The organism is Paraburkholderia sp. WS6 (assembly GCF_030464835.1).
GTDB lineage: Bacteria > Pseudomonadota > Gammaproteobacteria > Burkholderiales > Burkholderiaceae > Paraburkholderia > Paraburkholderia madseniana.
The window spans coordinates 75587-99460 of sequence record NZ_JALQCK010000024.1 but is presented as its reverse complement, the minus strand read 5'-3'; the positions used below and the strand labels follow the sequence as shown (position 1 = coordinate 99460).

At 60.2% G+C, this 23874-nt stretch carries 23 protein-coding genes; 14 read left to right on the top strand and 9 right to left on the bottom strand.

What is annotated here, in order from left to right; all coding sequences use genetic code 11:
- Positions 1-23 precede the first annotated feature (23 nt).
- Positions 24-920 carry a LysR family transcriptional regulator gene (locus M0D64_RS26345; protein WP_266259852.1) on the bottom strand — a complete coding sequence of 299 codons (897 nt, stop codon included), beginning with the start codon at positions 918-920 and terminating at the stop codon, positions 24-26.
- A gap of 107 nt (positions 921-1027) precedes the next feature.
- Between M0D64_RS26345 and M0D64_RS26340 the strand changes: the two genes are divergently transcribed.
- The gene (locus tag M0D64_RS26340; protein ID WP_266259851.1) at positions 1028-2161 is read left to right on the top strand and encodes a TDT family transporter; all 1134 of its coding nucleotides are present in this window, start codon (positions 1028-1030) and stop codon (positions 2159-2161) included.
- Between the two features lie 366 nt (positions 2162-2527).
- Here M0D64_RS26340 and M0D64_RS26335 read toward each other — a convergent pair whose 3' ends face one another.
- A complete protein-coding gene (locus M0D64_RS26335; RefSeq protein WP_054035614.1) occupies positions 2528-2899 on the bottom strand; it encodes a YciI family protein in 372 nt (123 codons plus the stop codon).
- Between the two features lie 266 nt (positions 2900-3165).
- On the opposite strand from M0D64_RS26335, the gene M0D64_RS26330 reads away from it, so the two are divergent.
- The gene (locus tag M0D64_RS26330) at positions 3166-3681 is read left to right on the top strand and encodes an SRPBCC domain-containing protein (RefSeq protein ID WP_266259850.1); all 516 of its coding nucleotides are present in this window, start codon (positions 3166-3168) and stop codon (positions 3679-3681) included.
- A gap of 435 nt (positions 3682-4116) precedes the next feature.
- Here M0D64_RS26330 and M0D64_RS26325 read toward each other — a convergent pair whose 3' ends face one another.
- Positions 4117-5040, bottom strand: a complete 924-nt coding sequence (locus tag M0D64_RS26325; RefSeq protein ID WP_266259849.1) for a LysR family transcriptional regulator — start codon at positions 5038-5040, stop codon at positions 4117-4119.
- A gap of 167 nt (positions 5041-5207) precedes the next feature.
- Here M0D64_RS26325 and M0D64_RS26320 point away from each other — a divergent pair, with 167 nt between their 5' ends.
- The 6 genes from M0D64_RS26320 to M0D64_RS26295 all read left to right on the top strand — a co-directional run bounded on the left by M0D64_RS26320 (position 5208) and on the right by M0D64_RS26295 (position 9657).
- The gene (locus tag M0D64_RS26320) at positions 5208-5948 is read left to right on the top strand and encodes a glucose 1-dehydrogenase (RefSeq protein WP_266259847.1); all 741 of its coding nucleotides are present in this window, start codon (positions 5208-5210) and stop codon (positions 5946-5948) included.
- Complete coding sequence (locus M0D64_RS26315) at positions 5945-6865, top strand: SDR family NAD(P)-dependent oxidoreductase (protein ID WP_266259846.1); 921 nt, start codon at positions 5945-5947, stop codon at positions 6863-6865. The genes M0D64_RS26320 and M0D64_RS26315 overlap by 4 nt, the downstream gene beginning before the upstream one ends.
- 23 nt (positions 6866-6888) lie before the next feature.
- On the top strand, positions 6889-7617 hold the full coding sequence (locus M0D64_RS26310) for an SDR family NAD(P)-dependent oxidoreductase (protein WP_266259845.1): 729 nt from the start codon (positions 6889-6891) through the stop codon (positions 7615-7617).
- Positions 7611-8060, top strand: a complete 450-nt coding sequence (locus M0D64_RS26305) for an ester cyclase (protein WP_266259844.1) — start codon at positions 7611-7613, stop codon at positions 8058-8060. The genes M0D64_RS26310 and M0D64_RS26305 overlap by 7 nt, the downstream gene beginning before the upstream one ends.
- 137 nt (positions 8061-8197) lie before the next feature.
- Complete coding sequence (locus tag M0D64_RS26300; protein WP_266259843.1) at positions 8198-8587, top strand: Rid family hydrolase; 390 nt, start codon at positions 8198-8200, stop codon at positions 8585-8587.
- Positions 8588-9126: 539 nt separating this feature from the next.
- The gene (locus M0D64_RS26295; RefSeq protein WP_266259841.1) at positions 9127-9657 is read left to right on the top strand and encodes a GNAT family N-acetyltransferase; all 531 of its coding nucleotides are present in this window, start codon (positions 9127-9129) and stop codon (positions 9655-9657) included.
- A 125-nt stretch (positions 9658-9782) separates the two neighbouring features.
- Here the strand turns inward: M0D64_RS26295 and M0D64_RS26290 are convergent, their stop codons facing one another.
- Entirely contained in the window at positions 9783-10754 is a 972-nt protein-coding gene (locus M0D64_RS26290) for an AraC family transcriptional regulator (RefSeq protein ID WP_266259840.1), read from the bottom strand.
- Between the two features lie 94 nt (positions 10755-10848).
- Between M0D64_RS26290 and M0D64_RS26285 the strand changes: the two genes are divergently transcribed.
- Together M0D64_RS26285 and M0D64_RS26280 are read left to right on the top strand one after the other, a co-directional pair.
- A complete protein-coding gene (locus M0D64_RS26285) occupies positions 10849-11682 on the top strand; it encodes an oxidoreductase (protein WP_266259838.1) in 834 nt (277 codons plus the stop codon).
- A 174-nt stretch (positions 11683-11856) separates the two neighbouring features.
- Positions 11857-13218: an MFS transporter gene (locus tag M0D64_RS26280; protein WP_266259837.1), complete on the top strand. Its 1362-nt coding sequence runs from the start codon at positions 11857-11859 to the stop codon at positions 13216-13218.
- A gap of 72 nt (positions 13219-13290) precedes the next feature.
- On the opposite strand, the gene M0D64_RS26275 is transcribed toward M0D64_RS26280, so the two are convergent.
- The 3 genes from M0D64_RS26275 to M0D64_RS26265 all read right to left on the bottom strand — a co-directional run bounded on the left by M0D64_RS26275 (position 13291) and on the right by M0D64_RS26265 (position 16926).
- On the bottom strand, positions 13291-13932 hold the full coding sequence (locus M0D64_RS26275) for an MAPEG family protein (protein WP_266259835.1): 642 nt from the start codon (positions 13930-13932) through the stop codon (positions 13291-13293).
- Between the two features lie 157 nt (positions 13933-14089).
- A complete protein-coding gene (locus M0D64_RS26270) occupies positions 14090-14869 on the bottom strand; it encodes a carbonic anhydrase (RefSeq protein WP_266259834.1) in 780 nt (259 codons plus the stop codon).
- A 437-nt stretch (positions 14870-15306) separates the two neighbouring features.
- The gene (locus M0D64_RS26265) at positions 15307-16926 is read right to left on the bottom strand and encodes a methyl-accepting chemotaxis protein (protein WP_266259833.1); all 1620 of its coding nucleotides are present in this window, start codon (positions 16924-16926) and stop codon (positions 15307-15309) included.
- A gap of 530 nt (positions 16927-17456) precedes the next feature.
- Between M0D64_RS26265 and M0D64_RS26260 the strand changes: the two genes are divergently transcribed.
- Positions 17457-17909 (top strand): cupin domain-containing protein, encoded by a 453-nt coding sequence (locus M0D64_RS26260; RefSeq protein WP_266259831.1) that lies wholly within the window; start codon positions 17457-17459, stop codon positions 17907-17909.
- A gap of 25 nt (positions 17910-17934) precedes the next feature.
- Here the strand turns inward: M0D64_RS26260 and M0D64_RS26255 are convergent, their stop codons facing one another.
- Together M0D64_RS26255 and M0D64_RS26250 are read right to left on the bottom strand one after the other, a co-directional pair.
- On the bottom strand, positions 17935-18534 hold the full coding sequence (locus M0D64_RS26255) for a hypothetical protein (RefSeq protein WP_266259829.1): 600 nt from the start codon (positions 18532-18534) through the stop codon (positions 17935-17937).
- A 442-nt stretch (positions 18535-18976) separates the two neighbouring features.
- Positions 18977-19756, bottom strand: coding sequence for a YoaK family protein (locus M0D64_RS26250; RefSeq protein ID WP_233469127.1), 780 nt, complete (start codon positions 19754-19756; stop codon positions 18977-18979).
- Between the two features lie 386 nt (positions 19757-20142).
- Here M0D64_RS26250 and M0D64_RS26245 point away from each other — a divergent pair, with 386 nt between their 5' ends.
- The 3 genes from M0D64_RS26245 to M0D64_RS26235 all read left to right on the top strand — a co-directional run bounded on the left by M0D64_RS26245 (position 20143) and on the right by M0D64_RS26235 (position 23667).
- Positions 20143-20538, top strand: a complete 396-nt coding sequence (locus tag M0D64_RS26245) for a response regulator (protein ID WP_171929396.1) — start codon at positions 20143-20145, stop codon at positions 20536-20538.
- A gap of 11 nt (positions 20539-20549) precedes the next feature.
- Positions 20550-23027 (top strand): ATP-binding protein, encoded by a 2478-nt coding sequence (locus M0D64_RS26240; RefSeq protein ID WP_266259828.1) that lies wholly within the window; start codon positions 20550-20552, stop codon positions 23025-23027.
- Between the two features lie 226 nt (positions 23028-23253).
- Positions 23254-23667 (top strand): response regulator, encoded by a 414-nt coding sequence (locus M0D64_RS26235; protein WP_266259826.1) that lies wholly within the window; start codon positions 23254-23256, stop codon positions 23665-23667.
- The last annotated feature ends 207 nt before the right edge of the window (positions 23668-23874 follow it).

Here is a 23874-nt window from a genome sequence, read left to right as displayed (position 1 = left end):
CCACGATGACGCCCCCTCGTCCGCTAGACGATCATGTGTTCGAACATCTGATCGGCGAGCGTGCGAAAGACGCGCGCGCTCGGGCTCAACGCACGCGCCTTACGCCAGATCATGTTCAGATCCCGCTCGATCTTCAGGTCGTGCACCCGCAACTGCACCAGCACGCCTGTGGCGAGTTCGTCGGCGACCGTTTGGCGCGACACCCAAGCGACCGCATTGCCAAGGCGCAGCATCCGTTTGATCGCCTCCGCGCTGCCCACCGACAGCTTCGGCGACAGCTCATAGCCGTGCCGGGCATACGCGTCCTCGATCACCATGCGTGTGCCGGACCCGGGTTCGCGCATCACGAGTTCGGCATTGCCGACCTCCGCTGCGCTGACGCGGCGCTTGCGCGTCAGCGGGTGGCTGGCGCCGGCGACCGCAATCAGTTCGTCACGACCAATGACGGCCGCATCGAACGCCGATGCGTCGTATGGTCCTTCGATCAGCCCAAGCTGCCGTTCATGCGCCAGCACCGTCTCCTCGACATGTTCGGTGTTCGACACCGCGAGGTCGACCGTGATGCCTGGATATAACCGCCGGAACTCGTCCAGAACGGGAGGCAGCAGATAAACGCCAATCGTGCGGCTTGAGGCGAGCCCAAGGTGCCCGCGCGTCAAACCCGCGAACTCGCCGATCGCGGTTTCGGCTGCGTCCGCCAGCGAGAAAATCTGCGCGGCGTATTCGGCAAGCAGACGGCCTGCCTCAGTGGGCTGCATGCCGCGCGGGAGCCGGTCGAACAACGGCACGCCGACTCGTTCCTCCAGTTCGCGGATCTCGCGCGTAAGCGCCGGCTGGCTAACGTGAAGTCGCTCCGACGCGGCGGTGACGCTGCCGGTCTCCGCAACAGAAAAAAACGCTGCGAGATGGGTGAAGTTCATCGTCTTCTGTATATCAAATAGGCATTAATTCCATATTAATGATGTATTTTCAATATGGGTAGCAAATCCGCACAATCAGTTCATTCCGTTTCGCTGTGGAGATGACCATGTCCAGCCAGATTGGTGCACACGAGGCCACGTCCTTGCAACACTTCTCCGACAAGATTCGCCAGTTCACGCCGAACTGGTTCGCGATGACAATGGGTAACGGCATCGTGTCGCTCGTGCTCGCCGCGTTGCCCCTGAGCTTTCCGGGCCAGCATGCACTCGCCGTTTCGTTGTGGTGCGTGGACATCGTGCTCTATGCGGTGTTCACGGCGATGTTCGCTGCGCGCTGGATCTTCTATCCAGAAACGATCAAACCCCTGCTGCATCACCCGCTTCAATCGATGTTCCTGGGCACCTTGCCAATGGGTCTCGCGCCGATCATCAACGGCGTCGTGCTGTTCGCAGGACCGCATTTCGGCGCAGGTGCCTACTCGCTCGCGTATGCGTTGTGGTGCTGTGACGCACTGCTGGCAGTCGTTGTCGCGGTGGGAGTGCCGTACCTGATGTTCACCGAGCAAAGCCATGCCTTCGAACGCGTTACAGCCGTGCTGCTGCTGCCGATTGTGGCGCCCGAAGTGGCGGCGTCAAGTGCCGCGGCGCTTGCCCCGCACCTGGTCGAACGAACCGCGCAGCTCGTCGTCGGCGCAGGCTATCTTCTGTGGGCGATTTCGGTGCCGCTCGCCTTCTCGGTGCTGACCGTCGTCTTCCTCCGGCTGGTCATTCACAAGCTACCGCATCGTGATCTGGGCCCATCCAGCTGGCTAACTCTCGGCCCGATCGGCACTGCCGCGTTGGGACTGCTTACGCTGGGCCAGGCTGCGCCCAGCGCATTTGCCGGCACTACACTCGCGAACGTTGCCGCCATGGCACGCGACTTCGGCCTGATCGGCTCGCTGATCCTGTGGGGCGCGGGTGTGTGGTGGTTTGCGGTCGCGCTCCTCTTCACATTGCGCTACCGCCGCGAAGGCTTGCCGTTCAACCTCGGCTGGTGGGGCTTCACGTTCCCGCTCGGCGTCTACACCGCGGCGACGCTGAGCCTGTATCGGGTGACAGGGTTCGAGGCGTTCGCCGTGGCCGCCGTGCTGTTCGCAATCCTGCTGTGCGGACTCTGGAGCATCGTGCTGTCGTGGACGTTGCGGGAAGTGGCACGCGGTCGCCTGTTCTACGCGCCTTGCCTTGCCACCGCGCGCTAGCTAGTTATCGATTTTCGGCCGGGGCCCCGGTCAGGGGGCTGCCGCATCGAATACCCTCGCCGTATAGTTTTGCGACGCGGCAGGCGATAAACTCATGCTCGAAAGCGGGCATTGGAAGCGTCAGCTTTCGACGTGACGCGAAGGACCGAAATGGCCGATGACTTCACTGGCAGCACGCGTGCACGAATGACCGCTGGACCTCGGAAGCCGCCGTTCACGTCGCGCTAGCTCCAACGGCCGGAGAGGGTCGATCACAGGCGTCGCCGCTCGGCCCAGAAGTAGCATCGCCGCGATGACTCACGAAGCCGTGAAGGTGTTTGAAGAGAACAGAGCGCCAACGCATATTTGAGACACGCGTCCAAGCCCTCATCGGGCCCAGTAGAAATCCACGGGGATAAGCTCGACGACCCATCCACCTTCTTCGCCCAGCGTGGCCGCCGGGTGCATGGAGGCGATGCGCAACGCCTCGTCATGGGTATCCGCCTCGATGATGAACAGGCCGCCCACGACTTCCTTCGACTCGGTATAGGGCCCATCGGTGACGTGCGTCTTGCCACTGCGCGGGCGGAGCGTCCTCCAGTTGTCCAGATCGCCAAGCGATGCGGAAATCAGTACCTTGTCGGTAGCCCGCATCTTGTCGTCCAATGCGGGGCATTGGCTCACCAGTTTCTTGACGTCGTCTGGCGCCATCGCGGCGAATTTATCGGGGGTGAAGTAGGCCAAGCCGAGGTATTTCATGGGAGATCCTTTGGGTGTGAATAACCTGACGACGAAGCTGATGATCGAAAATCGACAATCTTCTGAAAAGTTTGTAGCGGGTCTCGCCAGACTGTCCGCTTTTGGGGTCGCGCGGTGCCGACCGCCGGGCTCGTGCTGTACATGCGGATCGCGTAAGGCAGAGGTCGGCCAGGTTCAGACACTTGACACCGGCCCGCTAATGGGCGTCAACAATCTGTGCAGTTCAAAACTGCAGCAGTACAATTGCAACCGATTACGGGGCGAATATGGGCTTGCGGGGATTGCTGCTGAAAGGCATCGCTGTCATTGTTGTCGGCGTGATTGGAACCCTTTTTGTCCTGCGCGAAGATAGCAGCGTGCATGCTGACATTCTCATCGATCGGCCGCCTGCCGATGTCTGGAACGTCGTATCTAACAGCACAGCGTATCCCGATTGGAATCCCTTCATTACTCGTGTTGACGGCGACTTCAGGGAGGGAGAGACAATCCGCATTGTGCTAGGCATTGGACCGGATTCGATGGTGTTCAAGCCGACTGTTCTGGTCGTTCGTCCGGAACAAGACCTTTGCTGGCGTGGCAGTGTATGGATTCGGGGCGTCTTCGACGGCACACATTGCATTCACCTCACGGCAGTAACCGGCGGCACCCATCTTGAGCAAACGGAGTCTTTTTCGGGATTGCTCGTTGGGCGGTTGACGAAAGAAGTGATCGAAGAAACTCAGCGGAACTTTCAGGCGATGAATGCCGCGGTTAAGCAGCGCGTGGAAACGAAAACGCCCTGAACGCCCGCTTGTCGCGCGACACTCAACGGTGTCAATGGCCGCAGTCGCTGGTCGGCCAGCAGCGGTCACTCGACGTCGCTGCCCAGATCGCTGACACCCATTAGCGGGCCCGGTGTCAAGTGAGCAAACAATACCGTCGACTGACCGAGCGTCTTAGGTCGAAGTGCATGGGCCTGGCGGTACAGAAGAAGGACTGCGGACCCGAATATCATGCGCTTGAGAGTTTGCTGATTGAGGCGAGCAAATTGACGGGGCAGGACATTTACGGACACAAGATAGATTCATCAACTGCCCCGTAGATCAAGCTAAATTGATCAAGTTCTATGTTGGACCGGGTTCGGCCATAAAGCGACGCTCGTTCGACTGCGACATATGGCTGAACTTCGACACGTTCCGGTCATTCGTCCGATTTTTTATCAGATATCCGCGGATTTATCAGGCATCTGTCTGGCGGATCGGCTTCGCCAGTTCGATCAACAGGCTGCGCAGCCACCGATGAGCCGGGTGAGCATCTGTCCGCCGATTCCAGAGAAGATGAAAGGTCACGGGGGCAACCTGAATTGGTAACCGATGGATGCTGAGGCGTTCCAAGACGCTGCAATGTGCTGCGACTCCGTACATCACTGTCGCGATGTAGCCGGTTTCTGCGACCACGATCGGGGCGATGTACGGGTGTGCCACTGAAACACCGATGCGCCGGACGCGACCGATCTCCGCAAGGGCAATGTCGACGACGCCTTTGTCGTCGGCCTCCGGAGAAACAAGGACGTGAGTGGCTGCGACAAAATCATCCACGGTATCGAACGACGACGAAGCAGGCGATCCCGCCCGTGCGATGCCGACGAACGGCTCCTCGAACAGCGGGTGGTGAAGAATCCTCGTCTCGTTGCCTGGCGCTACTCCGATAGCGAGGTCGACGTCCCCGCTATCGAGAAGTGCGATAGCGTCCCGTCGATCGACGAAGGAGCGTGCCCGCAAGTCGATGCCCGGGGCGTCGACGGACAGCCTGGCGGCGAGCTGGGGCAAAAGAAGGTAAGCGGGGTGATCCGCGAGCGCAAGTGTGAACACGTGATTGCTGGTCGCCTGATCGAAAGCCGGCTCCAACTGAAGCGCGGTACGGACAGTTTCCAGCGCCTGTCTAAGCGGAAGCGCCAGATCGCTCGCTCGCGGCGTGGGAGCAAGCCCATGCGAGCTGCGCACAAATAGCTGATCCCCGGTTGCGCTTCGCAATCGGGCGAGGGCCGCGCTCATAGCCGGCTGGCTGATCCCTATACGTGCTGCCGCACGAGTGACATGCCGCTCGGCCATCAACGCGTCGAAAGCGACCAGCAGGTTCAGGTCGAAACCTTCAATATCCATGCGACGAATGATATCAAATAAACATCATTTGTTGGATATATGGCTATGCGCTCCCATAATCAATTCGAAGCTGATCGCTCAGTCTTCTTGAGTAGTTGGTATTCCCATTGACGCGTGGCCACTGCGGTTCACGCGGGATAGTCAAAGCATCGAAGGAGAGTTTGCCGATGTCTGTTCCATCTAACGTCGCGATCGTCACTGGGGCGTCGCGTGGTATCGGTGCAGCGATTGCGCGCCGATTGGCCGAAAGCGGCTTCACTGTGATCGTCAACTATGTTTCGAATAAGGAGGAGGCAGACAACGTTGTCGCCTCCATCACCGTGGCCGGCGGCATCGCACATACCGTCCGGGCCGATATCAGCAAGGCGGATGACTTTGCCCGGCTGTTTGACGAGGCAGAGGCGAAGGCAGGCCCCGTTGCATTGCTCGTGAACAACGCCGGCCTCATGTCTGCAAAGCGTATCGCGGAGGTCGACGATGAATGGTTCGACCGGTTGTTTGCGATCAACGTGCGGGGCACGCTCAACGGCTGCCGCCTCGCCGCGACCCGGCTTGTCGACGGTGGTGCCATCATCAATCTTTCTACGAGCGTGATCGGCATGTCGCCGCCGGGATACGGTCCGTATTGCGCGAGCAAGGCTGCGGTAGAGGCACTCACGCGCAGTCTGTCGAAGGAACTGGGTGCGCGCGGAATTCGCGTCAATGCAGTGGCACCCGGACCGACCGATACCGAACTGCTCCACGGAGCGAACACGCCGGAACGGACGCAGGGTTTTCGCGACATGACACCGCTCGGTCGATTGGGCGAGCCCGACGACATCGCCAATGTGATCGCTTTCCTTGGCACGCCCGCTGCGGCGTGGATCAACGGACAGACGATCCGTGTCAACGGAGGCATCGTCGCATGAGTCAACAGACCATCCTGATTACGGGCGCCGGCTCCGGCTTCGGCAAGGTCATCGCTCTCGAGCTTGCACGGGCTGGGCACATCGTCTACGCGTCGATGCGCGACCTTGGCGGGCATTCAGAAGAACGGGTTACGGAATTGCGTGCCGTTGCCGACGAGGAAAAGATTGCGTTGCGGCCGGTTGAACTCGATGTTCGAAGCGAGGAGAGCGCACGCGTCGCTGTCGATCTGATTCTCTCGCGGGAAGGGCGTATCGACGTGGTGATGAATAACGCCGCGATGATGATGCATGGATTGACGGAAGCATTTCGACCCGAGCAGATCGCGGAAATTATCGATCTCAACGCGATCAGCTGGGTGCGGGTGAACCGCGCGGCATTGCCCGCGATGCGTCGCGCCGGTCGTGGCCTGCTGCTTTATATCGGCAGCGGCATCAACCGGCTTCCTGATCCGTTCACTGGCCCTTATGCGGCGTCCAAGGCTGCCGGCGATGTGCTCGCGGAAGTCATGGGGCTGGAGGTGGCGCGGTACGGCATCGAGACCGTGATCGTCCAGCCCGGTGCCTACACCTCCGGGACTAACCACTTCAAGAATGCGGTGAGCCCGATCGACGCTGAGGTTGTGTCGCAGTACGACCGTCTTGCTGGTCTTGCGGGAGAACTAGCCGAACGTCTCGACAGAACAAATCTGCCGGACCGGCGTCACGATGTCGGGGAGGTGGCCGAAGCCGTTCGCGACATTGTCGCGATGACTCCGGGTACGCGCCCGAGGCGAGTCGATATCGACCCGCAAGGTCGAAATGTCTGTCGCATCAATGACGTTACCGCCGAACTGCAGCGGGACTACTTCCGTCGGTTAGGTGTCGAGGATCTGCTGCAGCCGGGAGTCGAAGGCGCGGGATCGTCGAGCATCCGATAAACATATATGAGGGTAAGTTAAAGATGTCGAATGAAATAGCAGGCAATGGTGTAAGGGCAAAGGTTGCGGTAGTCACGGGCGGTACACGCGGCATAGGAGACGCCCTGGCGCGTGAATTCGTTGCACGCGGTTTTACCGTGGTGATTACCGGGCGTCGCGCGGATGAAGCCGAGCAGGTTGCGCGAGCTCTTTCGAAAGATGGGGCAAGCGTATCTGGATACCCCGTTGAAATTAATGACGAAGAGTCGGTTGCCCAGTTCGCCCGCTGGCTGAAGGACAGCTTCGGAACGATCGATGTGCTTGTGAATAACGCCGGAGCGCACTTCGATTTCGCGAACGATGTGCTTGCGCCGGACCTGGTGGCTGCGGAGATTGCATTCAGGACCAACGTAATCGGTACGTGGCGAATCACGACAGCGTTGCTGCCGCTGATCGATCGAAACGGCCGCGGCCGTATCGTTAACGTCTCCAGCGATATGGGCTCGTTGAGCCTGCATTACCCGGGGGCACCGGGTTACAGCATCTCTCGTGCGGCGCTGAACATGCTCACGGTGAAACTCGCGGATGCATTGCACAGCGAACGCATTCTGGTCAATGCGGCCTCACCGGGTCATGTGCGAACCGCGCAAGGCGGCCCGGATGCACCGTTGTCTGTCGAGGAGGGTGCAACTGCGGTGATACATGCGGCGCTGCTTCCCGACGATGGTCCTACCGGTCAATTTTTTCGTGAATCCGCTCCGGCGGCATGGTGAACAACATGGCTTCCAGTAACGTTTCGCAGTTAATGCAGCAGTTTTACGCTGCCTTTGAAAAACAGGATGTCGACGCGCTCAGGGCAGTAGTGACCGAAGACTGGCAGGATCTTCCACTCGCGCCGACGCAGACCCCTGGACCCGATGGAGTCGGTCCGGTGTTCGCGATGCTGTCAAACGCATTCGACTCCCTCGAGGTCATCGTCGACGACGTGCTGGTCGATGGCGATCGCGTAGGTGTGCGCGCGCGAATGAGTGGCGTCCATGTGGGCCCGCTTTTTGGTGTGGAGGGCAAACAGGCCAGGTTCAACATTGCGTTGCACGAATTTCACGAGCTTCGCGACGGACGGGTTGCGCGCACGTACCATCTGGAGGATTGGCTCGCGTTCTTTACGCAGGTTGAAGCATTTCCTGGTTCCCCGGGGATTGAGAATCCAGCGTAGCGTGGAGAGTGAGCGGAGCAGAAGGGTGGTCAGGACGAACGAGGCTAAGTCTTCCTGCTCCGCGAATGGAGTCGGCTATAACGTATTACTCATGAATGCAACAACGCTCGACCTTTGAGCCTCATACAGACGAGCCCATGATGCGAGCCATTAACCCGGCTGGACAATCGATTCCCCAGACCTCGCAGGCCATGCTTGTTTCCGGCGATAACCTGCTGTTCATTTCCGGGCAAGTGGCATACGGAGCTGAAGGGGTTATCGGCAGTGATCTCGAGACTCAACTCAACGAGGCGTTCAAGAATCTACAGACCGTTTTGCACGAAGCCGGCGCGACGTTTGAGCATGTGGTGCGTCTAACCATCTATGTGGTCGACTACGATCAATCGATGCTGCCGACAATCCGATCAGTCCGGGGACGCTACGTCAATATGGAACGCCCGCCCGCTAGCACGCTACTCGGAGTCAGCGCGCTGTTCCTTCCCGGAGTACTTGCCGAAGTCGAAGCCGTGGCGACGATTTCGCGGTAGCTCGGTTGGTCGCCGTGGCGCACGATGTAGGTATGTGTCGCCTCGAAATGCGAGCGGTTCGGAACCGGAAACTGGAAGTTTCTATTATCTTTTCCCTTGAAGGGCCAACAAGCGTATCACTTTGCTGCCGTCTTCCGGTCCAGCATCAGGGGTTCACTTCACCGTGAGGGCTGAATTTGATCCATAAGGGGAACAACAAGTCTCTCGGAAAGGATTTGCGAGAAGAGGGTCTCATCGTGATGACTTCGTAAGTGCCATGCGAACGTGTCCACGGTGGTGGCTCGTCGACAGCAATATTTTCTCCAGATAATCAAAGGCTGCTTTGGATCAGATAGGAGCCATCAACCAACGGAATAGCCAACGACTGCATCGGGTCGCCTTGTGCCACTCGCATAGATACTGCGCGCGGCGACCCCTTACGTTTGCGTCGGACCGGGTGCGGCCACAACCGGTCGTTCGACATCGCCGCTCAGATCGCTGACAATCTCTTACTCGCACCCGCGCCCACCGGCGCAATTCTGCATCCGAAAGAGCCTTAAATGACTGGAATATCCATCAGGTCCGCAAATATCGACGATGCTCAAATGATCGCCGATTTTCACGTGAAGGTCTGGAGGCACACCTACCAGGATCTTGCGCCAGCGGAAGCATATGCCGTCCTCAACGAGCAATATCGTGGCGAACAGTGGAAGGAAAAACTGTCTTCGAATGACAGCAGCCAGGTAGCACTCGTTGCTGAGATTGACAGTAGAACCGTTGGAATCGGAGCCGCTGGGGAGCCTTCAGAATCGATATTTGACGGCCGCGGCGAGATCAAATTCCTTTATGTCGATCCCGACTTCAAGCGCCGCGGCATCGGCCGCGAGTTGCTTGCGCAACTCGCGATTCATTTGAGAGAAATGCACTATCGGGGAGCCGCTTTAAGCGTCGTCAAGGGAAACGAACCCGCGATCGCCTTTTACGAGGCGCTAAATGGCCGGCCAGCAGGCGAGTACATCGATCCGGGGCCGGTCTGGCGATCGCAAAACATCGTCTTCGCGTGGGACGACGTTGCGAGTCTGATCCCCTGAGAAATGTCACTTGCATAGACGGCGCAAGTCCCAGCTCTATCGAGCGTTCCTGGAGCCGAGAGCGGCCAACACCGGTAGTGGAGGCCGCAGCGGCGATCGGACTATGAAAACGAAGCGTGCCAAACTCAGTGTGACGAAACGTACGTCGCATCGCCGAACGCTGCCGGAATGGCGAAGCTCTCGCGCATACGCTTCGTCTCCGCCGCTGGCGTCAAGCCAAAAAGCCGTTTGAACTCTCTGCTGAACTGGGACGCGCTCGTGTAACCGACTGCGTGGCTCGCGGCCTCCGCAGTCAAATCCTCGCGGACCATCAACAGGCGAGCCTGATGCAAACGCGTTGACTTCACGTACTGCATCGGCGAAACGTGAGTAATTGCCTTGAAGTGGCTGTGGAAGCTCGGAACGCTCATTCCCGCTTCCTCTGCCAACTGCATCACGTCCAGCGGCTGCGCGTAGCCGGCATGGATGAGGCGTAGCGATCTGCCTATCCGGCCGAACTGCCCTCTCATCGCTAAAGCCCCACGCATCGAGCTTCCTTGCTGTCCGGTGAGCACACGGAAATAAAGTTCGCGCAGCAGGCCCGGGCCTAATACAGCGGCTTCGAGTGGCCGATGCATCGCCGCAAGGAAGCGCAACACGGACGCTTGCATCGCGTCATCCATCGACGTCGACATCATGCTTTGAGGCGCCTGCACGTGTTCCTTGGCGCCTTCACGATCGATCTGTACGGCCAGTTCAGCGGCCAATGTGAAATCGAGGTGAAGGTACAGCGCGAGCAGCGGGCGCTCCTGGGTTGCCTCGGTTTCCATGCTGAACGGAACAGGCACGGACACGGCCAGGTAGTGATGCTCGTCGTACAGATAGAGCTCGTCGCCGAAATAACCTCGCTTGCGGCCCTGACAAACGATCACGATGCCGGGGTCGTAAAGAACCGGCGTGCGTGACAGGGGCCGGTTTGAACGCAAGATGCGGACGCCCGGCAGCGCCGTGAGGTTGTAGCCCTCCTCGGGCGCCAACGCGCGGAGCAACGCAATCACGCGTTTCTGGGTTCCCGAGGAAAGATCTGGATTGTGGGTGGAGGCCCGCTTCGTACTCATAGCTTTAGGCAAGAAAAATAGCGGAATATGGCTTAGCTAGCCCATTCGTTCAGACTAGTATGCATTCTCCAAACACCATTTGGGAGAAGCTTCAGTGGCATTCAGCAAAATTCTGCTCATCACTGGCGTCAGCAGCGGCTTCGGCCGTGCGCTCGCAGGAGAGGCGTTAGCGGCGGGACATAAAGTCGTCGGTACTGTGAGAAGTGCGCAGGCAAAGCGTGATTTCGAGTCTCTGTCCGCGAACGCTGCTTTTGGACGTGTACTTGACGTGACTGACTTCGATGCCATCGAGGGCATCGTGGCGGAAATTGAAGCGAGCGTCGGACCCGTGGACGTTCTGGTCAACAATGCCGGCTACGGGCACGAAGGCATCATGGAAGAATCGCCTTTGTCCGAGATGCGCAGACAGTTCGATGTAAATGTGTTTGGCGCTGTTGCCATGATGAAAGCCGTCCTGCCCTTCATGCGTAAGCGCAGACGTGGCCACATTCTGAATATCACGTCGATGGGCGGCCATATCACCATGCCCGGAATCACCTACTACTGCGGAAGCAAATTCGCGCTGGAGGGTATCTCTGAGGCGCTTGGCAAAGAGGTCAAGCCTTTCGGCATCGCTGTAACAGCCGTCGCGCCAGGCTCGTTCCGCACCGACTGGGCGGGTCGCTCGATGACGCGAACGCCCCGTTCGATTGCGGACTACGACGCTATCTTCGAGCCCATCCGCAAAGCGCGTGAGGAGAAGAACGGCAAGCAATTGGGAGATCCCCAAAAAGCGGCACGCGCGATGCTCGCCGCAATCGCCGCGGACCGCCCTCCCACGCATCTTTTGCTCGGTAGCGATGCACTCGGGCTCGTGAGGGACAAGTTGTCCGCGTTGGGAAATGAGATCCGTGACTGGGAGTCTGTTACGGTCTCGACCGACGGCTGAAAGACCGCTGGAGCAGGGAGGCTGTCGCGTACCTGATCCCTCGCCGTCTGGCCCGGAAAGCTGCGGTCCACAACCGGGACATGGTCGTTTGCTGTCGCCCCTCACTATCACAACGGAAACATTCATCGTCCCACTAGTGAAACACCAACGTCTGGAAACGTTGATCTAAACAACGTGGAAAATGTTGAGGTAGCATCATCGAACTCAACAGGGGAGAAAGCGGTGTTTCGGCGAATCAAATCTCGTATAGACGCAATCGCCCCCGCTCTTGCCAGTCTGCTTCTCAGCGATCTTCTGACGATCCTGGCAGACATGGTTGGCTATATCACGCTCCCTTGGTGGATCGTTCATCGGGGCGGTGCACATGACCTTGCGATCTACAGCGTAAGCATTGCCATCACCACGATTTTTGCAATGCCGCTGCTTTCGCCGCTTGGGGACCGATACGCCAAGAGACCGCAGATTGTATGGGGTGTCTGCGCTTTGATGGTCGTTGCCTTTACCCTCGCTACGCTCGCCTCGCAGTCCGACTACCGACTTATGCTCATCGTCTGCATAGGCGTGGCCACCGTAATAGCGAAAGCTTTCATCGATCCGGCCAGCTCCACCATTTCGGCTGAACTTGTTCCGGCGAATCGTTTGGCCGAGGCGCTTCGTCTTCGTAAGTCGACGCAAGCGGCTGGTCGTGCCTTGGGACCGGCACTGGCTGGAGCAACACTCGCCTTGGGCGGTATCTCTGCAACATTCTGGATGAACGGTATTCTGCTTGGCGTCGCTGCCTACGTGACTTCGCAGCTTCCATCCCAGTCTGAGCATAGCGACCACCATCGCGGTTTAGCCCGTTGGTGGGAAGACCTGCGTGCTGGACTGTACGCTAAATGGATCGTCCCGTTGGAGCGCGGCTGGACACTTGTCAACTTCCTCGTATGGATATTCCAGGGGCCGGCAGTCGGCATGCTGATCCCGCTTAAAGTCCAATCACTCGGGCTGTCGGGTCTCTGGCTGGGTGGTTGCGAAGCGGCCTTATCCATAGGTTTGCTACTCGGCAGCTTTCGTGGTTCTGACGCACTGGTAAGCCGGTTCGGCCGATTCAATGTCCGCGTGGGTGCCGCTATGTGCGAAGGGCTGGCACTTGCCGTTTCGGGCTGGGCCCATTCATCAGTCTTGCTAGTACTTGCGCTTACCTGTGTGGGTTTCGCCAACGCATCGATGGGGCTCGTTGGCGCGACTCATCGGTCATTGGCTATCCCGCAGAATTTCCGCGTGCGCATTCTCGCTGCCAGCATGATGACCACACAGATCGCCGGCATTCTTGGGCCGATGATCGCAGGTGCGGCGCTCACGCATTGGGCGGTAAGCAAGGTCTATACATGCTTCGGTCTCGCCACCTGTCTGCTGGCTTTCGGCTTTGTCCTTATCCCTCGATCGCGTGAATTCTTTGCGCTTAATCACGATCAAGTAAAGGATTGGTTTCGTCACGAATATCCCGATGCGTTCAAAACACCTACACCGTCCGCATCGAAACAAATTACGTAGATCGCATCGCGACAGGAACAGAGTGCCATCGGCTCGGCGAATCAAACGGTCGGCTCGACCGACTCCATTGAATCAACCTGCTTTCACCGGCCGCGTCCCCCAAAACAAGACCGCCTCAATCGCGAAAAATGCAACGAGCGGCGTAATGGCGCCCACCGTCCCCGCGATCTCGCTCCCAAACCGGCTCGTTACATACAGCAGCACGATCATGCTGATCGCCATGCCCGGCGCCCCGAGTCCGCGCATCGCGGCGCTGCGATGGTAGCCGAGCCAGAACGCGGCCCGCGCGACGATCCAGACCACGGTCGTCGCCACGACCGCGCGCATGGACGAGCCGTCGGGACAGTAGGCGGCCAAGCCGAACAGCGATGCCGCAAACACGATGATCTGCTCCACCGTGTTCTGCAGGTATCGTTGATTGATGCGCAACCTGCGTGTCTCGAAGCCCGCCAGCGGATCGAATGCGGGCGAGGTCAATCGTTCGTGCGCTACGGCTTCGACGCCCGTCACCAGGCAGAACAGCACGGCAGCACAGCAGCATTTGAGCGTCAGAAGCATCCGCGCATCGAGGCTGTCCATGCCCGGCAGGGGCGACATCAAAAGATCGATGCCGAGCCAGAGCCCCGAGGCAAACAGCGACGCGACTGCGATGCCGGCAATGCCGACGCTGCGCTGCCGTCGAAAGTCGGACGCGTGATAGGTCGGGTTGGTCATGGATTTTTCCTCCGAGCGTTTCATACGGGGGCATCGGCCTCGGCCAACTGCGGACGGCTATCTTCAGCGTATACATAGCCCAGAAGCAGATTTTTACTTAAACAAAACAAAACCGCCGTACGGCTGCTGGCATCCGTGCACGGGCAAACCCACTCGTTTAGACGAGTGCAATCTTGCCGGTGGCGAGGTCATACATGCCGCCAACAATGTCGATCTTCTTGCTCTCGTAAAGTTTTTGGACGATCGGCGGTGAGCTCTTCAGTCGAGCCATTTGCCGTCGCACGTTCTCGGCGGCCGCGTTGTCCAGCAAGTTGCCGGTCTGCATCTTCTCGGCGGCGATGACGGCCGGCTTGATTGCGGCGATGAGTCCCGGCAAATGACCCGGAAGGACCGCCTTGGCCTTCAGCACTTTGATTGCGGCGTCGACTGCGCCGCATCCGGTATGGCCTAGCACCATGATGAGCGGCACCCCCAGGAACTGGGCGCCGTATTCGAGCGATGCAAGCAGATCCGGGTTTACGATGTTGCCCGCGACGCGTAAAACGAAGAGATCGCCCGGCCCCTGATCGAACGCGAACTCCGGCGCCACGCGCGAATCGGCGCAGCTCAGGATCGTAGCGATCGGATACTGCACCTGCACACGGGCGGCGCGACCTGATGAAAAGTCGCGCTCGTTCGGCGTGTTGGCGGCGTAGCGTGCGTTGCCATCCATGATTCGCTTCAACGCGTCCGCAGGCGCGATCGAGTTGGGTGGTGGCGATGCGCCGGGTGCCGGCGGCTCGGCCGCGATGGCGGCACCCACGCTCCACGGGAGGAGCGCCGCGAGTGCGCCAGTCTTCAGGAAATCCCGGCGCGATACTTGGGGCTCGTGCTGCGCATCACCACAGACATCACACATTTGAATGCCTCCGTCAGTGCTGGGCGCATCCGGCCGCAAACAGGTGCCTTGTTGCGTCGCAACGCAAATGGCACACCGGTCACCTGCTATGTGCACCTCACGTGGTGGTCCAACGCCACGCGGTAGATCAACCAACTTGCATAGGTCCGAGTCTATACCGTCGCCAGGCGCAGTGTCCGGAAAATCCCACGGCTGCGAAGAGCAGACCGTGATAGCGTATTGCGAACTCAACAGAGTCCGGCATTGTTAGAGGTCCGTCAATACGGCGTGCACGCGCGTCCCAAATCAGTGGAACTAAGCCAGGACAAACCGACCCCGGGCGTTGACTCGGGAGAGTGTCTGGACGACATCGAGAAGCACGGGTTCCACATTACCGATGCTCACGTTCGCATTACTGACGAGGTAGTTTGATGCCTGCGTTCGCGTAGGCTGTGGTCCGCCTCACGAAGCTCGCCGCGAGTTCACGACCACCGTCCTTACGCGAACGCCACGCGGCGCGACGTCGAAGCCGGCGCGAACGATGTGCCGCCGCTAGCGTCGGCGTCGCCCACCTGGAAGGCCGCGGCCGCGCGTTGCAGGCTCATCGCCTGCTCCTTCAGCGACTGCGCCGCGGCCGCCGCCTGCTCGACGAGCGCCGCGTTCTGCTGCGTCATGCTGTCCATCTGCGTGACCGCGAGATTCACCTGGTCGATGCCGGCGCTCTGTTCCGCCGCGGCCGCCGCGATCTCCTGCACGACGCCGGTCACACGCATGATCGCGTCGCGCGCTTCGTCGATCGTCGAGCCGGTGTTTTCGACCAGCGTTGCGCCACTGCCGACGCTGCCCACCGCATGACTGATCAGCTCGCGAATTTCCTTCGCCGCGGTCGCGCTACGCTGCGCGAGGCTGCGCACCTCGCTCGCGACGACTGCGAAGCCGCGGCCCTGTTCGCCCGCGCGTGCCGCCTCAACCGCCGCATTCAGCGCGAGGATGTTGGTCTGGAACGCGATACCTTCGATCGTTGCGATGATCTCGACCATGCGGCCCGATTCGCTCGAAATGCCCTTCATCGCCGCGACGGCCTGCGTGATCATGTCGCCGCCGCGGTTCGCGATTTTCGCGGCGCCGGCCGCAAGTTCGCTGGCGGTGCGCGCGTTGTCCGCAGTCTGGCGGACCATCGCCGTCATCTGCTCCATGCTCGATGCCGTTTCCTGCAACGACGCCGCCTGGCTCTCGGTGCGCGCCGACAGGTCCGCATTGCCGTTCGCGATCTCGTTCGCACCGCACGCGACGTTGTCGGATGCATGCTTGATCTGGCAGATGGTGCCCGTCAGCGCGTCGCGCATCCGCTGCATCACGTGCAGCAGGCTCGACGTGTCGCCGTCGCGCGTGCGAATCGCTACCGTCAGGTCGCCCGAAGCGATTGCGTCCGCTACATTCGCCGCGTAGGCCGGATCGCCGCCGACCGTGCGCGCGATACTGCGGTTCGTCACCGCGACGAGCGTCACGAGCACCGCCGACACGGCCACGAAGATCGCGCCGATCAGCCACAGCGATGCCATGAACGCAGCGTCGATGTCGTCGACATAGGCGCCGGTCGCGATGATCCAGTCCCACGGCGCATAGCGCACCACGTAGCCGATCTTGCCGACCGCTTGCGCCGACGCCGCGCCCGGATGCGGGAACACGTAGTCGACAAAGCCGCCGTCCGGCGCCTGTGCAGCCGACGCGAACGTCACGTAATGGTGGCGGCCATCGGCATCCGCGCTGCCCGCGAGATCCTTGCCTTCGAGTGCCGGCTTGATCGGATGCATCACCATCTGCGGCTTCGAATTGATCACGAGGAAGTAGCCGTCTTCGCCGTAGCGGACGCCGCGCAGGCGTTCGAGTGCCTGCTTGCGGGCGTCCGCCTCCGGCAGCGCGCCGCTTTGCGCCAGCGCCGCATACTCCGTCACGATGCCGAGCCCGACGTGCGCGATGTTCGTGAGGTCGTGCTTACGTTCCTCGATGCGCGTCTCGCGCGACTGCCACGCCGCCGATACCGAGACGGCGAGCAACGCGATGAGGCTGATGATCAGCGGCAGCCACAGCTTCTGCGTAAAACTGAGCTTGTGCATCCTGAGTCCTCGTGCAAACGAATGGAAATCGCGCAGGGCTGCCGTGCGAAGTGGCATGTGTATGGACGCGCCGAGTGGCGCCGGTGGACTGTGCGGCGGCCATCCAGGTGGTTCCTGTTCGAGTTATCGGCGGATGCGAGCGAAAGTTTCGTCCTGTGAAACCCTCGGTTAACACCTTGCCGCTGCCTCCACCCCGGCTTCGCGCAGAAAATTCGACAATGCCGTACGCGAAAGCGGATCACACACGACGGTCACGGTCTCCGCTGTAAGATCGAGCCGTTTTATCGTGCGGCGAAATAACTGACCTGAATCGCGTGCGGTCAGGAACGCAAAGCCCGCATCCAGCGCCACCACCCTGCCTGCGCCGAATTGGCGTGGAACCGTCCCCCTGAGACTGCCGGACAGTTGAGAGGCGCATAATCCTGGATGAACCGCGTTCCTTTTGGTCGGCGGACGCGCCGCAAGCGGCACGCCCCTTACCCGCAACGCTGGTGGACTGACGAGTATCCTTAATGCAAAGGAGTTCGAAAATGACACTGAACGGCGCGGCTCCAATCGAACCAATCAACATTGGTCAATTGAGCATTCAGTACCTGGTCGATGGAACTGCCACGGGCGGGATGGGTGTTTTCGAATTGACGGTGGGGCCTGGTTCACAAGTCCCACCGCCACATAGCCACACGCGTAACGAAGAGTGCGTCTACGTGCTGGAGGGCATGCTTCGGTACTCGGTCGACGGGGTAGTCCGAGACCTGGTACCGGGAGAATGGATGTTTACTCCGCGTGGGTCGGTTCATCACTTTAGCAACCCGCACAATGACGCGGCCCGCGCGCTGATCGTTCTTACGCCCGACATAGGCGCTCAGTATTTTCGTGATGTCGGGGCAATCGTAAGCGCCGGCGGGCCGCCCGACCGCTCAAAGCTTATCGATGTCATGTCAAGGTACGGGCTGGTGCCGGCGGCACCACCACCATCGCCTTAGCGAGCGTGGTCCGTCCGGGACTCGACTAACGGAAGCCGTAGACCAGGACCTTTTTCCCCTCAAAGCTTTCTTGCACACCTTGCTCGCAATCCGGTGGACACACTGCTTGGCCGTCCATGCTAGCGCCTGCCACAGTGACCGCCCTGTAGACAACGGATTCGACGAGCGTCCCGTCGGCAGCGACGACGATGTTCAGATCAGTCTCGACGCCGGCCGGCACGGCTCCGCCTGCGGTATAGACGATTTTCATCGTGCCGGTGCAATCGGAGTTCACCGTGTAGGCTCCGTTCTGGTTCGGATTAAATGTAGTCTGCCCCCCTTTCGGCAGACCGCCGATAACCCCGAAGTCGGTGCGCGTAAAACCGCCTGCGCCGTCGAACGTCACCAGGGCGACGTCATCAAGGATCGACGGTGCGGCGTACGGATGAAACGTACCATCGGCAGATTTCTTCAATCCAAGTATCTGACCGTGACCGATAAAACTAAACGGTCCCCTTAGCGTTGCGTTCGAGCAAAGGCCGCCGCGGTCGCCGCGCTCGCCGGCGCCGCCGGCCTGCGCGGCGCCACTGAGCGAGAGAAGTACAACGGCGAGTGCTGACAAAGTGCCTAAATGCTTGATCTTCATGGTCATCCCCTTGTTACCGAACCAGGCACGTAACATCACAGCGCGCAGCGGGCTATTGCCTGGCGAGATGAGGCGCCCAATTCAAACAAATGAAATAAAAAGCGGTCGCAGTGTTACCGGCTGCCGCCGTTTGCCGAGCAAGCGATGAGAGAACGAGAGGCCGTCGGTGCGACCGCCTGTTCCCGAGCGTGAGGCGAGAAAGCCCATGCGTGGGCCAATGTAATGAATGGCGAAACTCTTCACCAGGCAGTCAATTTTCGCCCGGTGTCGGCAGACACGTGCGGAAAGGGCGCACGAAAGTCCGCGCAATTGTGACGTCGAGGGTCAGCCATGCTTTAGAGTCGCATAGCAAAAAGTAGCGTAGTCCACGCTATTCGCAGATGCCAGATGAAGATCGGACAAAAGGCAGGCGCATTCAGCATTGCGCGGTGCGAATGATGAACTATCGCGCTTGGCCGGACACTCGATCGCGGTTTGAGACCTGGCCGCGAGGCCCGGATGTGGCGCCGCGCTCGTCCGCTGTGGTGCCTGACAAGCGGCCTGATAAGACGCGCCGAAAAATGTCGAGCAACGCAATGAAAAGAAAAGTGGCCGGCACGCCTAACGCCGCATCGTGCAGGCGGCGTGTAGTCAAACCGCCCACCACGGCGCCGAGCGCGAAACTGAGGCTGATCGTGCCGAGTACGACCGCCTCGCGTAAGCCGGCGGGGTCGCGTTTCGGTATCGTCGATTCGAAAAATAGCTGGATGCTCCGCCGCAAATTGCCGGTGGTCATGACCGACGTATAGGTCACCGTTCCGGACTGCATGAAGAACATCGTTTGCAACGTCGCGACGAACGAAATGCCGGGTATCAACCAGAATTCGGGCAGCCCTTTCAGCGCCGCTGCCGCTAGAAACACGATTTCGAATATGAGTGCAGCGATGGCCGGCTGACGGACCCAGCGTGGCGTCATCAATTGCAACAGACGCGCTGCCAGAATTCCGCATGCAAAGCCGACGAGCGGCGAAACATGTCTCGACGCCTGGTGCCAGTCACCGGCGGCCAGATTGACTGCCATCAGCACGATATTGCCGGTCATCGAGTTGGCGAAGACCTTGCCGTGTCCCAGGTAGGTGAACGCGTCGAGAAAACCGCCCGACAACGTCAGCAACACTGCCACATTCAAATGCGCCTTTGCCGCTTCCATGTCCATCGAGCGCATCATTTCTCGAAGATTCATTTGCTTTCCTTTAGAGCATTCAGGATTGGGCAGTCCGCTCGGCAAGGTCGCCGCATTGCGGGCCGCGCCGTGATAAATATCAGATGACGTGGTTTGTCCGGCGCTGCAGGAAGATCATCTATTGCACGTATTGCCTGCCTGGGCTTCGGTCGTTGCGTTGACGTCCGATGACCGCATTTCATCAACGGGCCGTTACCTGCGGGTTTCAGTCATGAACGGTTCGGTTGCAATTGAAATGAGGCGGTCGCTTCACTCCGTTTCATTTGTAACTTTGGGCGAGCGCACTGAAACAGTGGCGAGACGGGCAGCCGCTTTAATACGTCATACAGTGCTGCGGCGAGCTTGCCTCGCCACCTCGCGGTCGCTTGAAAAGGGGTATTGGGACGATGGAAACCAAAACAGATATTCTCGTAATCGAAGACGATCCGTTCATGCGCGATCTGATTGCGTTGTCGCTGCGGGATGCCGGATATCGCGTCCTCGAGTGCAATGCGGCGCACGCGCGACGTCTTGACGAAACGGTCTCTGCGAAGGTCGTCGTCGTCGATCTGAATGTGCCGAAATCCGGTTCGATGGAGACCATCAATGCACTGCGCGCGCGTTTTCCGCAGGCATCGATCGTGGCGATTTCCGGTTACTTCAGGGGCGGCCCTGCGATGGCCGACGCGGCCATCCGGCAACTTGGAGTGGAGCAGGCACTGGCGAAACCGTTCGGAGGCAACGAGCTCGTCGCGTCAATCAAGACGCTGCTCGCGCCGTTGTCCATGAATGAACCTCGATGAGGCGGCTTGACATGACCGATACGGAACGGGCGAGACAAAGTTTCGCGTGGCCGGGCAGATACTGGCTCATCACATTGGGCGGCGGTCTGCTGATCGTTTTGCTGTGGATCGGCGCGGCGACCGACATCATGCGCTCCCGCCGGCTAACGCTCGCCTACAACGACCACGAGCTGTCGAGTCTCGTGAGCGCGCTCGCGGAACAGACTGCGCGCTCGCTGCAGGGCGTCGAATTCATCCTTGGCCGTACTTCCGTGTGGGCGCTCGATCCGGCGCGCACGCAATTATCGCCCGATGAGTCCCGCGCATTTCTGCGTCAGGAAATCGACGGTGTACCGCAGATTCGTCAACTCGAGATTTTCGATGCGGCCGGCAACCGGGTCGCGACAACGCTAACGGCGCCAAAACCCGTCAATGTCACAGGCCGAACGTACTTCCAGCAACTACAGCGCGCGCACGGAGATGCACGGGCGATCAGCGAGCCCATTGTGAGCCTCGCAGACGGAAGACCGACTTTCGCTCTCGCGCGGCGGCTTGAAGACGCGCAAGGTCAGTTCAGAGGCGTCGCGGTCGCGCTGGTCGAAAACGAGTATTTCCGCAACTTCTATGAACAGGTCAATCTCGGTCCCGGCACCTCGATCCGCCTGCGGCGCATCGACGGAACACCGGTTGTCGTGTTCGAAGGACAACCGGCGGACCACCCGTCGCGGCACGTGCGTTTAGCGCAGCGAGCGGTAGTCGGTTTTCCACTGAGGGTTGAGGTTACCCGCGACGAAGCGGTGGCACTTGCAACGTGGCGCACGTCGACCATCGATGAACTGATTGGCGCGGCTGCACTCTCGTTGTTCGTCGCGGTGCTCGCCATCGCGCTCGTCAGACAGGTTCGGCGCCTCGCCCGGGTCAATCGCCAGTTGCAGTCCAGCCAGCAACACTGGCGAGTCGTGTTCGAGAACGCGCCGGCGGGCATCATGCTGCTGCGTCCGCACGGCTACTATCTGAGCGCCAATCCCGCATTCCAGCGCATGATCGGGTATACGGCGGCCGAACTCGCCGAATTGACGGCTGCGGATATCTCGCATCCCGACGACATCGAGCTCACGCAACGGTTCATCGACCAGTTGATGCGCGGCGAACACGACAGCTTGCGTTTCGAGAAACGCTATCTCCATCGCGACGGGCATGTGGTCTGGACCGATATGAACGTTGCCCGCCTCACTGTCTCGACGGAGTCCCCGGATCGTTCATCGCCGCAACTCGAGGACGTGGTCGTCGCCACCGTGGAGGACGTGACGCAACGCCGTGAGGACGAAGCGGCGCGTCGCCAGCTGGAAAGTCAGCTCCGGCAGTCGCAGAAGCTCGAAGCGCTCGGCACGTTCGCGGGCGGCATCGCTCACGACTTCAACAACATCCTGGGGGCGATACTCGGCTATGGCGAGCGCGCCCTGGATGCGATCGAGGAGGGCACGCCGGAGCGGCGCTATATCGAGCAGGTGCTGAATGCCGGCGATCGCGCACGATCGCTCGTCGAGCGAATTCTGACTTTCAGCCGCAGCGGAATCACCACCCGGATGCCGGTTCATCTCCAGCCGGTGGTCATGGAGACCATTGAACTCCTGAAGGTGCGGCTGCCGGAAACCGTTCAACTCGAGGTTCGACTCGATGCGCGGGATGCGTTCGTAGCCGGCGATCCTGCGCATATGCACCAGGTCGTCATGAACCTGTGCAGCAATGCGATTCACGCGATGCCGGACGGCGGCACACTCCGCGTCGAACTGGCGCTGCAGCACCTCGATACCCCGCGATCGCTATCGCACGGCGCTGTCGGTTCGGGCGAGTTCGTGCGGCTCACGGTGCGCGACACTGGTGTCGGCATTTCCCCCGATCTGCTCGAACGCATCTTCAATCCTTTCTTTACCACGCGCAAAGCCGGCGAAGGCACGGGGCTGGGTCTTTCACTTGTCGAGGGCATCGTTCGGGAATACAGCGGCGCGGTGGACGTGCGAAGTGTCGTCGGAGCGGGCACGCACTTCGACGTCTATCTGCCGGTGATCGACGCGGTGGCCGTATCGGTTAGTCGGCACGAAGCGGCTTTGCCGCATGGTGGCGGACAGACGGTGCTGCTCGTCGATGACGAAGAGGCGCTCGTCGCTCTCGGCGAAGAAGTCCTCGCGGAACTGGGCTATGAACCGATAGGTTTCGTTTCGAGCGAAGCGGCGTGGCAGGCGTTCAACGCGAGTCCTCAGCGCTTCGATGCGGTGATCACCGATCAGACCATGCCGGGTATCACGGGTCTCGAACTGGCCACACGCATTCGCGCGGCTCGCCCTGATGTTCCGGTAATTCTTGCCAGCGGGTATAGCAATGCCGCCCTGGAACGCGACGCGAAAGCGGCCGGCATCGCCGATGTGCTGCGCAAACCGCTTCGGCAAGCCGATCTTGCGTGGGCGATGAATCGCGCGCTTTCGCAGCGGGACAACGAAAGGGCTGGATGATGGGATCGTCGTCCGCGGCGAGGACGTGCGCTAACGCAGTCTATTGAGCGCGAACGTGCATATTCACGATACTTGTGTGCTCATCATGGACAGCACAGCCCGCGTTGGTTACAGATGTGACTTCCCAGACCGCTCGCCTCGTACACTATTCGCAATCAGCGCCAAGCGAAATGCAGGCGTCGACCCATCGCACAAACTGTGCGGTCACGTGCCCCGAAGCGCCGCAATGCCAGTGTCAACCACCGAAATGAACGCCACCACAGCGACGGACATTCTCGTCATAGAAGACGACGCGGTCATGCGCGAAGCCATAGGGGAATGGCTGCAAGCCGCGGGCTACGGCGTGCGCACGGCGGCGGACGGGCATGCCGGACTTGCGGCAGTGAAACTCGCGGCACCTGCGCTCGTCGTGACTGACATCTACCTGCCTGGCACGAGTGGCGTCGCGGTCATCGCCGAATTGAAGCAGGGGTATCCCGGGATTCCGATCATCGCCATATCAGGCCTTTTCAACACGGGGCATGGCATCACCGCGGATTCGGCAATTGCCCTTGGCGCGGCACGGGCGCTTGCCAAGCCGTTCAGGCGCGGCGATCTGCTCCGCGCGGTGGCCGATCTGCTCGGATCGCCTGGCCCGTAGCTGAGCCGTTCCTCATGTTTATCGCACGGGCCGACGTAGTCAGCACTGCGCTCCGCCTGCCAAAACCTTGTCCGCCAGTTAGGCGTGCAGACATCGATGGGGGGCGGCAACTGCTTTGACAATGTCCTTAAGCTGGCCCACGATCATAGGCTGGCGACCCGCGAGCAGACTCAGCAAGAAATCGCGGCTCGGGGCCGACCGGGCGAC